Below are 11,632 nucleotides of genomic sequence, written 5' to 3' on the forward strand. Positions count from 1 at the left end.
ACGGCGCCCTGGCCCCCACCCTCCTGCGCAGCCACCGGCGGGACGTACGGGCCCTGCCCGACGACACCCGCTTCCTGCTGCTCCTCGCCGCCGCCGACCAGTACCCGGTGGCGACGCACGCCTACGCGCGCGCCGTCACCGCCGCCCGCCTCGACACCCGCCCCCTCGACACGGCGGAGGCGGCCGGCCTCGCGCACACCACCGCCCAGGGCATCGTCTTCCGGGACGCCTGGACCCGGATCGCCGTGTACGAGTCCGCGTCCACGGCCGACCGGCGCGAAGCCCACCGCCTCCTCGCCGCCGTCCTCAGCGGCGAGGGCGAGCGACCCGGCCGGTCCTGGCACCGGGCCGCCGCCGCTCTCGGCCCCAGCCGTCGGCTCGCCGCCGAGCTCCGTCTCGCGTCACGGGTGGCACGTGCCATCGGTGACCCCGCCCTCGCCTCCGCCCTCGCCGAACGCGCCGCCGGCCTCACCCCCGAACCGGCCGAAAGGGCGCCCCTGCTGGCGCGGGCCGCCGCCGAGGCCTGGCAGTCCGGCGACGGCGACCGGGCCCGCCGTCTCGTCGCCGCCACCGACGACGACGCCCTCGCGGGACTGCTCGCCCTGCGCGCCGGCAACGCCGCCGAGGCGTTCGACGCCCTGCTCACCGCCACCGTCCGGCACGTCGGCGACCACACCTCGGACCGCGCCTCCCACCTCCTGGCCCGAGCCACCGAGGCCGCCATCTACACCGGGGACCTCCGCCGCTGCCGCGAGGCCGCTGCCGTCGCCGACGGGCTCGGCATCCTGCCGCCCAGCACCCTCGGCGCCCTCACCGCCGCGTTCGAGGGACGCTACGACGACGCCCGCGACGTCCTCGAAGCCGCCGCCGGGCGCTGCGGTCCCGGCGGCGACCCCACCCAGCTCATCCACTCCGGGATCGCCGCCCTCCTCCTCGGCGACCACACCCGCGCCTGCACCGCCACCGCCCGCGCCGCCGCGGCCGCGCGGGCCTGCGGCGAGACGGCGACCGTGCCGCAGGCCATGGAGTTCCGGGCCTACGCCGAGTTCTGGACCGGCCGCCCCAAAGCCGCCGAGGCCGCCGCAGTGGACGCGCTGCGCCAGGCGTACGCCACCGGGCAGGACAACGGGGCCTGCCACCTCCAGGCCGCCCTCGCGATGTTCGCCGCCATCACCGGCGACGAGGAGGTCTGCCGGGAGCGCGCCGAGTCCGCCCGGGGCCACGCCCTGGAACGCGGCCTCGGACTGCCCGCGGCGCTCGCCATGTTCGCCCTCGCCTTCCTCGACCTGAGCACCGGCCGGTACGCCGCCTCGGCCGCCCGGCTGCGCGCCCTCGCCGGGTTCGGCCCCGGGCACGGCCACCGGGCCGTCCGGCACCTCGCCACCCCGCACTACGTCGAGGCAGCCGTCCGTACCGGCGACACCCGGGTGGCCGTCGCCGCGCACGCCGACTACGACCGCTGGGCCCGCACCGTCCGCAGCGCCGACGACCTCGCGCTCAGCGCCCGCTGCCGGGCCCTCCTCGCGACCGGCGAGGAAGCCGTCGAGCACTACCGCGCCGCACTCGACCTGCACGCCTCCGGCACCCGCGACTTCGAACGCGCCCGTACGGAACTGCTGTTCGGCAGCGCCCTGCGGCGGCTCCGCAACCGCACCGAGGCCCGCGACCGGCTGCACAGCGCCCTGGAGGCCTTCGACCACTTCGGCTCCCCGCACTGCGCGTCCCAGGCCCGCGCCGAACTCCGGGCCCTCGGCGAGCGCGCCACCGCGGCACCGACCGCCGAGGCCCTGGCGACCCGCCTCACCGCACAGCAACTGGTGATCGCGCGCATGGCGGCGGAGGGAGCGACGAACCGGGAGATCGCCGCGCGGCTGCTCCTGAGCCCGCGCACGATCGACCACCATCTGCGGGGCGTGTTCTCCCGGTTGGGCATCAGATCGAGAATCGAGCTGGTGAGGCTGCTGGGGGAGACGGAAAGCTGAGAGCGGCGGCGCGCCCCCTCAGGGGCGCGGGGAACTGCGGCGACCAGCCACGACGTACACGTCGAAGACCCGCCACAAGGCCCCTACGGCGCGCCCTCGGTGGCACCGAAGGACACCGCGTCCCACACCCCGCCCAGCGCCGGCGCCAGCCAACTCCCGGCCGCCGCCCGGAAGACGGCCGGGGGCAACGCCCCGGCCCCCGCGGGCACCGCCCCCACCAGAGGCGCATCCGCGACCACCGGCAGATCCGCCAGATTGCACCGCGACGCAAGGTCCGGGACCTCGGGCCAGCTGCCGATCACGACACCCGCCAACTCCACTTCCCGCACGGCGAGTTCGCGGGCGGTCAGCTCGGTCGTGTTCAGCGTGCCCAGCCCCGCCGAGGCGACCAGCAGCACCGGCGCCCCCAGCAGCCGGGCCGTGTCCGCCAGCGTGCCGCCCGCCTCGTCGAAGCGGACCAGGAGCCCGCCCGCGCCCTCGACCAGCACCAGGTCGTGGTCGGTCGTCAGCTTGGCCACGGCCTCGGCGACGTCCTCCGGGTGCACCGGCGGCAGGCCCGAGCGGCGCGCGGCGGTCGCCGGAGCCAACGGCTCCGGATAACGGGCCAGTTCACGGACGGTGACGGCACCCGCGAGCCGGCCGACCTCGTCCGCGTCGCCGCGCTCGTCCGGCCGTACGCCCGTCTGCGCGGGCTTCAGCACCGCCACCGAGCGGCCGGCGGCCACGGCGACCGCCGCGACCGCCGCCGTGGTGACCGTCTTGCCGACCTCCGTGCCCGTCCCCGTGACCACCAGGACCGTCATGTCGCCCTCTTTCGTTCCGTCATCCCGCCGCGGCCGCCACGCACACCGCGCGCGCGATCCGCGCCACGTCCTCGTCGCCCGTGACGTACGGCGGCATCGTGTAGACGAGGTCGCGGAACGGCCGCAGCCACACGCCCTCACGCACGGCGGCCGCCGTGGCCGCCCGCATGTCCACCGCATGGTCGAGCTGCACCACACCGATCGCGCCGAGGACCCGTACGTCCGCCACGCCCGGCATCTCGCGCGCCGGCGCCAGGCCCTCCCGCAGCCCCGTCTCGATCCGCTTGACCTCCGCGAGCCAGTCCTGGCCCAGCAGCAGCTCGATCGAGGCACAGGCGACGGACGCCGCCAGCGGGTTGCCCATGAAGGTGGGCCCGTGGGCCAGCACCGGCACCTCGCCCCGTGAGATCCCGTCGGCCACCCTGGCGTTGCACAACGCCGCCGCCAGGGTCAGATAACCGCCGGTCAGCGCCTTGCCGACACACATCACATCCGGCGTCACCGCCGCGTGGTCCGCCGCGAACAGCGCCCCCGTACGCCCGAACCCGGTGGCGATCTCGTCGAACACCAGCAGCACGTCGTGCGCGTCGCCCGCCTCGCGCAACACCCGCAGATACGCGGGGGAGTGGAAGCGCATCCCGCCCGCCCCCTGCACCACGGGCTCCACGATCACGGCCGCCAGCTCGCCGGCGTGCCGCTCGATCGCCGAGCGCAGCGCCTGCGCGTACGCCTCGTCGAACTCGGCCGGCGGCGGGTCCACGAACACCTGCCGCGGCAGGACGCCCTGCCACAGCTCGTGCATCCCGCCCTCGGGGTCGCACACCGACATCGGCTGCCAGGTGTCGCCGTGGTAGCCGCCGCGCCAGGTCAGCAGCCGCCGCTTGTCGGGGCGGCCGAGCGAGCGCCAGTACTGCAGGCACATCTTGACCGCGACCTCGACGGACACCGACCCCGAGTCGGCGAGGAACACATGCTCCAGACCGTCGGGCGACATGTCGACGAGGTGCTTGGCCAGCCGCACGGCGGGCTCGTGGGTGAGCCCGCCGAACATGACGTGGCTCATCCGGCCGAGCTGCTCGCGCGCCGCCTCGTTGAGGACGGGGTGGTTGTAGCCGTGGATCGCCGACCACCACGACGACATGCCGTCGACCAGCTCGCCCGCACCGTCCGCGAGCTTCAGCCGGACCCCGCTCGCCGACTCCACGACGAGCGGTTCCTGCCGGCCCGGCATGGGCCCGTACGGGTGCCACACATGCCGCCGGTCGAGCTCCACCAGCTCCGGCACGCTCAGTCCGGACAACCCGGGCACGCTCGGACCGGGCAGCTCAGGCATTGGGCGCGAGATCGGTTCCGGCGCCCCGGCGGCGTACGGCCACCAGATCCGTACGGGCCTCGCCGACCGGGCTCGCGGCGGCCGGGGCCCCGTCGGCGGAACCGCACACACCGCCCCCCGCGTGCGCACCGCAACCCGCGCCCCCGGCCTCGTCCTCGTGCGACCCGCAACCGCCCCCGGCGTGCGAGCCGCACCCGGCGCCCGCTGATGACCCGCAGCCCCCACCGGTGGCCGCGGTCGCCCGGTGCCCCGGCAGCGTCACCTGGTCGGTGCCCTCCACCTCGAACCCGGCGTCCGCGATCATCTCCAGGTCGGCCTTGCCCGCCTGGCCCTCACTGGTGAGGTAGTCGCCGAGGAAGATCGAGTTGGCCAGGTGCAGGGCGAGCGGCTGCATCGTGCGCAGATGGACCTCGCGGCCGCCCGCGATGCGCACCTCGGCGTCCGGGCAGACGAACCGCACCATCGCCAGGATCCGCAGACAGCGCTGCGGGGTCAGGTTCCACTCCTTGGCCAGCGGGGTGCCCTCGAACGGGATCAGGAAGTTCACCGGCACGGAGTCCGGGTCCAGTTCGCGCAGCGAGAAGACCACGTCGACCAGGTCCTCGTCGCTCTCGCCCATGCCCGCGATCAGCCCGGAGCAGGCCGACAGGCCGGCCGCGTGCGCCTTCTGGACCGTGTCCACGCGGTCGGCGTACGTGTGCGTCGTCGTGATCTCGCCGTACGTCGCCTCGGACGTGTTCAGGTTGTGGTTGTAGGCGTCGGCGCCCGCCTCCCGCAGACGTTCCGCCTGGCCGTCGGAGAGCAGACCGAGACAGGCGCACACCTCGACGCCCTCGTTGCCGTCCTTGATCGCCTTGATGGTGTCGGAGACCCGGTCCACGTCCCGGTCGGTCGGGCCGCGCCCGGACGCCACCAGACAGACCCGTTTGGCGCCCCCCGCGAGCCCGGCCGCGGCGGCCTCGGAGGCCTCGTGCGGCTTGAGCCAGGTGTACTTGAGGATGCCGGCGGTCGAGCCGAGCCGCTGCGAGCAGTAGGAACAGTCCTCGGGACACAGGCCCGACTTGAGGTTCACCAGGTAGTTCAGTTTCACCCGGCGCCCGAACCAGTGCCGGCGTACCTTTCCGGCCGCGGCCACCACGTCCAACAGCTCGTCGTCGGAGGTGCCGAGAACGGCGAGCGCCTCGGCACGGCTCAGCGGCTCTCGCCGGAGCCCCTTGTCCACCAGCGTGTTCAGCAGGTCCATGAGAGCCGATCCTGTCCTACGGGACCGCTCCCGGCCAAGGAGGCTTCGGACAACAGAGTGGGATCGACGTGTGGGTATTGCCACATCGTGGGCGGCTGGTCCGGCCGTTAGTGTCTGTGCACTGCCTACAAAAGCCCCCGCCGAGCCGTCCACGACGGCCGGGTGCTGCGGGCCGCACATCAAACCGGAGGACCAATGGCGTTCGGCTGGATCGACGAGCAGGCCTCGGCGCGCCGCCGGGCCGGGCTGGTGCGGACCCTGCGCCCCCGCCCCGCCGACTCGCCGCTCCTCGACCTCGCGAGCAACGACTACCTGGGTCTGGCCCGGCACCCCGAGATCACCGAGGGCGCCGCCGAGGCCGCGCGCCGCTGGGGCGCCGGCGCCACCGGCTCCCGGCTCGTCACCGGTACCACCGAGCTGCACGGCGAGCTGGAGCGGGAACTCGCCGACTTCTGCGGTTTCGAGGCCGCCCTCGTCTTCTCCTCCGGCTACGCGGCCAACCTCGCCGCCGTCACCGCGCTCGCCCCCCACGGCTCCCTGATCGTCTCGGACGCGGGCAACCACGCCTCCCTCATCGACGGCTGCCGGCTGGCCCGGGGCACCACCCAGGTCGTGGCCCACGCCGACCCGGAGGCGGTCCGCAAGGCGCTCGCCGCGGGCGGCGGTGCGCCTGCCGTCGCCGTCTCCGACACGGTGTTCTCCGTGGACGGCGACGCCGCCCCGCTGGCCGGACTGGCCGCCGCCTGCCGTGAGTTCGGCGCCGGGCTCTTGGTGGACGACGCGCACGGCCTCGGTGTCCTCGGCGAAGGAGGCCAAGGGGCGCCGTACGCGGCGGGGCTCGCATGCGCCCCCGACGTGGTCGTGACGGTCACGCTGTCGAAGTCGCTGGGCAGCCAGGGCGGGGCGGTGCTCGGCCCCGCGAAGGTCATCGACCATCTGGTCAACGCGGCCCGGACGTTCATCTTCGACACGGGCCTCGCCCCCGCGGCGACCGGCGCGGCGCTCGCCGCGCTCCGGCTGCTGCGCCGTGAGCCGGAGCGCGCGGCACGGGCCCGTGAGGTGGCGCGGGAGCTGCACGCACGGCTGACGGCGTCGGGCCATGAAGCGGTGCGGCCCGACGCCGCCGTGGTCTCCGTACGCGCGCCGTCGCCGGATCAGGCGGTGCGGTGGGCGGCGGACTGCCGTGCGGCGGGTCTCGCCGTCGGCTGTTTCCGCCCACCGTCCGTACCGGACGGCGTTTCGCGGCTGCGGCTGACCGCCCGCGCGGATCTCACGCGGGAGCAGATCGACCGAGCCGTGGGGATCATCGGCGATACGCGGCCGTGAGTCGGCGTCAGGGCCGAGCGTCGCCGTAAGCGGAAGTACGAACGCTGTCGGCGGTGGTCACCGAAGCGTGGTGATGAATCCCTCCCAGGAGTCGGGGTCGAACAGCAGGGCGGGCCCCGCCGTGTTCTTCGAATCGCGTACGGCCACCAGGCCGGCCCAGCGGCCGGACGCGGGACGGGCCGTCTCCACGCAGTTGTTCATCCCCGTGCTGCGACTGCTGCGCAGCCATCGCACTCCGTGCAGTTCGGTACTGGTGGGTACGTTCCGAGGCAGTGCGGACATGGTGCCTCCTTACGCGCCGGCGGCTAGCCCGGCGATGTAATCCAACGAGTCCTCGGGCGAAAGGGCGTGGATCTGAAGGGCGTTGAAGGCCTCGACATACGCCTTGAGGTCTTCTTTCCGTTCGAGGTAGAGGCTACTCGTCAAGTGGTCGAGAACAACCACGTCCAGATCGGATCTGCTCCGAAATGAGAAAATTACGAAAGGGCCTGTGACGCCGATGTGCGCCCCGGCAGTGAACGGCAGCACCTGCAGTCGCACCTGAGGCAGTCGCGCCGCCTCGACCAGCCGGCCCAGCTGGCGGGCCATGATCTCGGGACCGCCCACCTCACGTCGGAGAACGCCCTCGTCGAGCACGGCGCTCAGCTCCAGCGGCGGGTTCGAGCGCAGCACTTCCTGCCGCGCGAGCCGCACTTCCACGAGCGCGTCGAGTTTGTCGTCTTCCAGCCCCTCCACCGCGGCCCGGGTCACCGCCCGCGCGTACTCGGGAATCTGCAGCAGGCCGGGCACCACCGAGGTCTCCAGCGTCCGCATCCCCCCGGCCTGCGACTCCAGGCTGATGAAGTCCCGGTACGTCGGCGGCAGCACGCCCCGGTACGCGTGCCACCAGTTGTGCCGCCCGCCGCCGTCCTCGGAGCCCGCCAGCGCCAGGAGCAGCTCCCGTAATTCGGCGTCGCAGACCCCGTACGCGTCCAGGAGCTTGCGTACGTCCGCGGGCTTCACCCCGCTCGCGCCGGTCTCGATCCGGCTCACCTTGGACTGGTGCCAGCCCACGCGATGGGCCGCCTCGATGCTGGTGAGCGCGGAACGGGTGCGCAGGACACGCAACTCGGCACCGAGCCTTCGGCGGCGCACCGCCGGACCGTACTGCATGGGATTCTCCTTCCGCCCGGCGCGCGAAGTCGGGGTGACGACAGAGGATGGACGAAACCCCCACCGAAATACGGTCGGCCGTCGGATAGTTCACCGCTTCGAGCGACAGATATATGCATATCTTGGTGGATCGCCACCCGAGACGGCCCAGGTAGTGGCAGTCTGGCGCGAAGCACCAGTCCGGGACCGTAGTCGAACCATCCGCTCCCTGTCGGACATCCGGTCCCGTGGGAAAGGGACGCCTCGCCATGGCAGATCACCTGGAAGCATCCGTCACTCTGCCGAGCGATCCCGCCTCGGTGTCCACCGCCCGGAACTACGTCGCCGGGGTGCTCGCCGAATGGGGTCTGCCGGGCGACACCGACATCGGGGACACCGTGCGCCTGATCGTGTCCGAGCTCGCCACCAACGCCGTCCAGCACACCCTCGGTCAGTCGCCCACCTTCACCGTGGACATCGCCCTGGACCGGGACGAGCAGCTGCACATCGGCGTCACCGACAGCCATCCGCGCTTTCCCAAACGGCTCCCGGCCGCCGTCCAGCAGGACAACGGCCGGGGCATGGTCATCATCCGCTGGCTGACCGCCGAGTGCGGGGGCAGGCTCAGCGTCAGACCCACCCGGGAGGGCGGCAAGACGGTGGCGATCGAACTCCCCTGGACGGTCCCGGCGCAGCCGGTCAGCGCAGGCGGTCCGCAGGAGACGTGACAGCCTCCCGGTCCGTGTCCGGGGGCGTGGTCGGAGTCGAGCCGTAGCGGTCGGAGACGCGGCCCACCAGCTTCGGGAGGACGGCCCACAGGCCCAGGCACACGAGGAAGGTGCCGGCCCCGGCGGCGATCCCTGCCTTCCGGCCGAGCGTCACGTCCACGACGAGCAGGACCGATCCGGTGAAAGCCGGCATCAGCACGATCAGGCCCGCGGTGGCCAGCCGCGACGAGACCTGGACGATGACGGGCTTGGCGTTCTGCTGGAAGAGCGAGCGGTGCAGGGCGGCCGGGGCGGTGAAGAGCGTCGCCGCGAGGACCGCGAGCAGCAGGGTGATGACGTACGTGGCGCGCTGCACGTCGTCCAGGTCCGGGAAGCGCGGGGTGAAGGCCAACGTCAGCAGGAACGCGAAGAGGATCTGCACCCCGGTCTGGGTGACGCGCAACTCCTGCAGCAGCTCGGAGAAATTGCGGTCGGCGCGTTCGAGCGGGGTCTCGTTGCGTGCGGGGCGGGTGCGTTCGTCGGCCATGGTCGAACGTGTATCCAAAACCGCCGGTCGCACGCCCGTCGGGGGCGGCGGAGCTCTCCGCCGCCCCCGACGGTGGGTCAGCGGACCCGGCCGTACCAGACGTTCTTCGTCCAGAGCTTCTGCAGCCGGACGACGTCACCCGTCTTCGGCGAGTGCCAGATCTTTCCCTTCCCCGCGTAGATACCGACGTGGTAGACGTTCGAGCCCGAGTGGAAGAAGACGAGGTCTCCGAGCTTGCGGCTGCTCGCGGAGATGTGCTTCGTCTTGTTGTACTGCTGCTGAGCAGTACGGGGCAGCTTCTTGCCCGCCTTCTTGAACGAGTAGAGCGTCAGCCCTGAGCAGTCGAACCTGCTCGGGCCCACGGCGCCGTACTTGTAAGGGGAGCCCTTCTTGGAAGCCGCGACCTTGAGTGCCTTCGACGCCACCGTGGCGGCCTCGGCGCCGGATGCGGCGCCCGGGACCACGATGCTGCCGCTGACAGCGGCGATGGTCAGAGCCGAGGCCGTGCCGGCCCGGGTCAACAGCGACGGGACACGATTCAGCGCAGTCATGCGCAACCCTTCGTCAGCCGCCTGTGAAGGATGACCTGTCGGATTCGGGCTGGCGAAGTTGCCCGGCCGCTGACGCGGCTTCACCCCAAGGGCTGCTCGGCGCGGTCATGGCTTGACCGTTCCGGCGACCCGTCGTGCTTGGGTCCTCCACTCCTGCCGATGCACTTCTGTCGACCGGTCATCCGGGTAGCGGCAGGACTCGGCGTCCACCCGGATCGCCCCGCCGCTGCGGCGGGGGCTTGTCGTCAGGAAGGGATCTTGGCGTACGGACGTCCGAAAATCCCAACGGAACCGGGGATTTGTGGTCTTACTCACCACTCACCCGTTCGGGTGGACAGGCCCTTTTCGGCTGTTGTGTCCAGGCGGTCGAGGACGTCCGCACCAGCACCGGAATAGCATATTCCGGCCCGGTTCCAGGCATGTTGCGCAACTTCACAGGTCTTCGCGACGTATGGGCCGATGGGTCGATCGCGGTAGGCCGTCCGGACGGTGAGAAACCTGGACCGGACGCTCCGTCAGTAGTACGGCAAGCGGCCCGGGATCGGTTCAGGCGCGTACCGACCTCTCCGGTCGGTGCACCTAGGCGGGTGAGTCCTCCGGCTCCGGCGGTAGGGCCACCCGACCCGCCCGCCGCTCGCCGTCCAGCACCCTCAGGGCGCGCGCGAGCGTGGAGGCGTGCACCTCGTGCTCCCCGCGCCTGTGCATCAGTTCGAGCGCGTCGCGCAGTGCGGTCGCCTTGGCGACGAGAGCCTGCGCCGCGCGCAACCCGCGGTAGGTGTCGCCCGGTCGGGCCGGATTGATCCGGCCGAGCAGATCCAGAACATCCAGGTAACGGTCGATCAGCTCGGCCTCGGCGCGCGTGAGCGCGGGCAACGGCGGCAGTTCCGGTGGGAGCATCGACGGCTCACCTCGCGCCGCGGGGCGCACGCGAGGCCCTGTGGCTCGGGATCACCCGATCGGCCAGGCCGTACTCCACCGCGGCCTCCGCGTCCAGGAACGTGTCCCGCTCGATGTCGGCGCTGATCCGCTGCGGGCTCCGGCCCGTGTGCCGGACGAGCATCTCCTCCAGCTTCCGGCGGTTGCGCGTCAACTCCTCCGCCTGGATCGCCAGATCACTGGCCTGCCCCTCGATCCGGTCGGCCACCGCCGGCTGGTGGATCAGTACGCGCGCACCGGGCAGCATGAACCGCTTGCCCGGCGTGCCCGCCGCGAGCAGCACCGCGGCGGCCGAGCCCGCCTGGCCCAGACAGACGGTCTCCACGTCGCAGGTGACGAAGCGGAGGGTGTCGTACAGCGCCGTCATCGCGCTGAACGAGCCGCCGGGCGAGTTGATGTACAGCGAGATGTCGCGGTCCGGCGACTGGTGTTCGAGGTGCATGAACTGCGCCATCACGTCGTTCGCCGAGGTGTCGTCGATCTGCGTCCCGAGGAACACGATCCGTTCTTCGAGCAACTTCGCGTACGGATCCATCGTTCGGTGACCCGCACTGGTGCGCTCGGTGAACTCGGGCAGCACATGACGGGCCGACGGTCGGTTCGCGGGCACGCGGTTCGCTGGCATGGGACACGCCTCCTCTGATCGACTTCTGTAAAAAATGTACAGGACGTACGTAGCAGGGAGGAGGTGTTTCGGTCGGCCGGAGCGGGATCCCGTGCTCGGGGCGGCGCGAGGCGCCCGGTCTAAGCTGGACTCCATGGCCTACGAGATTCCGGTGACGCAAGCCAGGGCTGAGCTCGCCGATCTGATCAACCGCGTGGTCTACGGCGGCGAGCGCGTCGTCGTGACGCGGCACGGCAAGCCCCTCGTCGCCCTGGTCTCCGCGGCGGACCTGGAGCAGCTCGAAGCCCTCCAGGAGCCGGCCGACGAGCCGGTGATCAGTGCCGTCTCCCGAGTGCGCGAGGTCGCGCCGACGGCACGGGAACAGCAGCGCTTCGGCATCGCCGCCGAGCACCGGGGGCCGGGGGCTTCGTAGGACTCCTGAAACGAGCGGTGGGCTGGGCCCGGTCGG

The 11,632-nt window shown here is 72.3% G+C and carries 13 protein-coding genes and 1 riboswitch; of the genes, 4 read left to right on the top strand and 9 right to left on the bottom strand.

Annotated features, from left to right (window positions below; translation table 11 throughout):
* On the top strand, positions 1-1,982 hold a 1,982-nt coding region (locus GWK25_RS17730), incomplete at its 5' end, for a helix-turn-helix transcriptional regulator (protein WP_215451244.1).
* A gap of 83 nt (positions 1,983-2,065) precedes the next feature.
* Here the strand turns inward: GWK25_RS17730 and bioD are convergent.
* The 3 genes from bioD to bioB are packed head-to-tail and all read right to left on the bottom strand — an operon-like array spanning position 2,066 to position 5,361.
* On the bottom strand, positions 2,066-2,785 hold the full coding sequence (gene bioD / locus GWK25_RS17735; RefSeq protein WP_215451247.1) for a dethiobiotin synthase: 720 nt from the start codon (positions 2,783-2,785) through the stop codon (positions 2,066-2,068).
* A gap of 19 nt (positions 2,786-2,804) precedes the next feature.
* A complete protein-coding gene (locus GWK25_RS17740; RefSeq protein WP_215451255.1) occupies positions 2,805-4,118 on the bottom strand; it encodes an adenosylmethionine--8-amino-7-oxononanoate transaminase in 1,314 nt (437 codons plus the stop codon).
* Positions 4,111-5,361: a biotin synthase BioB gene (bioB, locus tag GWK25_RS17745; RefSeq protein ID WP_215451259.1), complete on the bottom strand. Its 1,251-nt coding sequence runs from the start codon at positions 5,359-5,361 to the stop codon at positions 4,111-4,113. The genes GWK25_RS17740 and bioB overlap by 8 nt, the downstream gene beginning before the upstream one ends.
* Positions 5,362-5,556: 195 nt before the next feature.
* Here bioB and GWK25_RS17750 point away from each other — a divergent pair, with 195 nt between their 5' ends.
* On the top strand, positions 5,557-6,687 hold the full coding sequence (locus GWK25_RS17750; RefSeq protein WP_215451263.1) for an 8-amino-7-oxononanoate synthase: 1,131 nt from the start codon (positions 5,557-5,559) through the stop codon (positions 6,685-6,687).
* Between the two features lie 57 nt (positions 6,688-6,744).
* On the opposite strand, the gene GWK25_RS17755 is transcribed toward GWK25_RS17750, so the two are convergent.
* Both GWK25_RS17755 and GWK25_RS17760 read right to left on the bottom strand, forming a co-directional pair.
* On the bottom strand, positions 6,745-6,969 hold the full coding sequence (locus tag GWK25_RS17755; protein ID WP_215451265.1) for a DUF397 domain-containing protein: 225 nt from the start codon (positions 6,967-6,969) through the stop codon (positions 6,745-6,747).
* A 9-nt stretch (positions 6,970-6,978) separates the two neighbouring features.
* A complete protein-coding gene (locus GWK25_RS17760) occupies positions 6,979-7,839 on the bottom strand; it encodes a helix-turn-helix transcriptional regulator (RefSeq protein WP_215451268.1) in 861 nt (286 codons plus the stop codon).
* Between the two features lie 248 nt (positions 7,840-8,087).
* Between GWK25_RS17760 and GWK25_RS17765 the strand changes: the two genes are divergently transcribed.
* Entirely contained in the window at positions 8,088-8,546 is a 459-nt protein-coding gene (locus GWK25_RS17765) for an ATP-binding protein (protein ID WP_215451272.1), read from the top strand.
* Here GWK25_RS17765 and GWK25_RS17770 read toward each other — a convergent pair.
* The 4 genes from GWK25_RS17770 to GWK25_RS17785 all read right to left on the bottom strand — a co-directional run bounded on the left by GWK25_RS17770 (position 8,518) and on the right by GWK25_RS17785 (position 11,184).
* Positions 8,518-9,072 (bottom strand): DUF6328 family protein, encoded by a 555-nt coding sequence (locus GWK25_RS17770; protein ID WP_215451275.1) that lies wholly within the window; start codon positions 9,070-9,072, stop codon positions 8,518-8,520. The genes GWK25_RS17765 and GWK25_RS17770 overlap by 29 nt on opposite strands.
* A gap of 77 nt (positions 9,073-9,149) precedes the next feature.
* Positions 9,150-9,623, bottom strand: coding sequence for a C40 family peptidase (locus GWK25_RS17775; RefSeq protein ID WP_045562372.1), 474 nt, complete (start codon positions 9,621-9,623; stop codon positions 9,150-9,152).
* A gap of 3 nt (positions 9,624-9,626) precedes the next feature.
* A riboswitch (cyclic di-AMP (ydaO/yuaA leader) is annotated at positions 9,627-9,838 on the bottom strand.
* 364 nt (positions 9,839-10,202) lie between these two features.
* Positions 10,203-10,520, bottom strand: a complete 318-nt coding sequence (locus GWK25_RS17780; protein ID WP_215451278.1) for a hypothetical protein — start codon at positions 10,518-10,520, stop codon at positions 10,203-10,205.
* Positions 10,521-10,527: 7 nt separating this feature from the next.
* Positions 10,528-11,184: an ATP-dependent Clp protease proteolytic subunit gene (locus GWK25_RS17785; protein ID WP_215451281.1), complete on the bottom strand. Its 657-nt coding sequence runs from the start codon at positions 11,182-11,184 to the stop codon at positions 10,528-10,530.
* A 133-nt stretch (positions 11,185-11,317) separates the two neighbouring features.
* On the opposite strand from GWK25_RS17785, the gene GWK25_RS17790 reads away from it, so the two are divergent.
* A complete protein-coding gene (locus tag GWK25_RS17790) occupies positions 11,318-11,596 on the top strand; it encodes a type II toxin-antitoxin system Phd/YefM family antitoxin (protein WP_215451285.1) in 279 nt (92 codons plus the stop codon).
* The last annotated feature ends 36 nt before the right edge of the window (positions 11,597-11,632 follow it).

It is taken from the genome of Streptomyces sp. ATCC 21386 (assembly GCF_018728545.1).
Classification (GTDB): domain Bacteria; phylum Actinomycetota; class Actinomycetes; order Streptomycetales; family Streptomycetaceae; genus Streptomyces.

Coding starts and splice junctions, on each gene's coding strand:
- bioD (WP_215451247.1), bottom strand. CDS start 2,785: ATGACGGTCCTGGTGGTCACGGGGACGGGCACGGAGGTCGGCAAGACG.
- GWK25_RS17790 (WP_215451285.1), top strand. CDS start 11,318: ATGGCCTACGAGATTCCGGTGACGCAAGCCAGGGCTGAGCTCGCCGAT.
- GWK25_RS17780 (WP_215451278.1), bottom strand. CDS start 10,520: ATGCTCCCACCGGAACTGCCGCCGTTGCCCGCGCTCACGCGCGCCGAG.
- GWK25_RS17755 (WP_215451265.1), bottom strand. CDS start 6,969: ATGTCCGCACTGCCTCGGAACGTACCCACCAGTACCGAACTGCACGGA.
- GWK25_RS17740 (WP_215451255.1), bottom strand. CDS start 4,118: ATGCCTGAGCTGCCCGGTCCGAGCGTGCCCGGGTTGTCCGGACTGAGC.
- GWK25_RS17785 (WP_215451281.1), bottom strand. CDS start 11,184: ATGCCAGCGAACCGCGTGCCCGCGAACCGACCGTCGGCCCGTCATGTG.
- GWK25_RS17775 (WP_045562372.1), bottom strand. CDS start 9,623: ATGACTGCGCTGAATCGTGTCCCGTCGCTGTTGACCCGGGCCGGCACG.
- GWK25_RS17750 (WP_215451263.1), top strand. CDS start 5,557: ATGGCGTTCGGCTGGATCGACGAGCAGGCCTCGGCGCGCCGCCGGGCC.
- GWK25_RS17765 (WP_215451272.1), top strand. CDS start 8,088: ATGGCAGATCACCTGGAAGCATCCGTCACTCTGCCGAGCGATCCCGCC.
- bioB (WP_215451259.1), bottom strand. CDS start 5,361: ATGGACCTGCTGAACACGCTGGTGGACAAGGGGCTCCGGCGAGAGCCG.
- GWK25_RS17770 (WP_215451275.1), bottom strand. CDS start 9,072: ATGGCCGACGAACGCACCCGCCCCGCACGCAACGAGACCCCGCTCGAA.
- GWK25_RS17760 (WP_215451268.1), bottom strand. CDS start 7,839: ATGCAGTACGGTCCGGCGGTGCGCCGCCGAAGGCTCGGTGCCGAGTTG.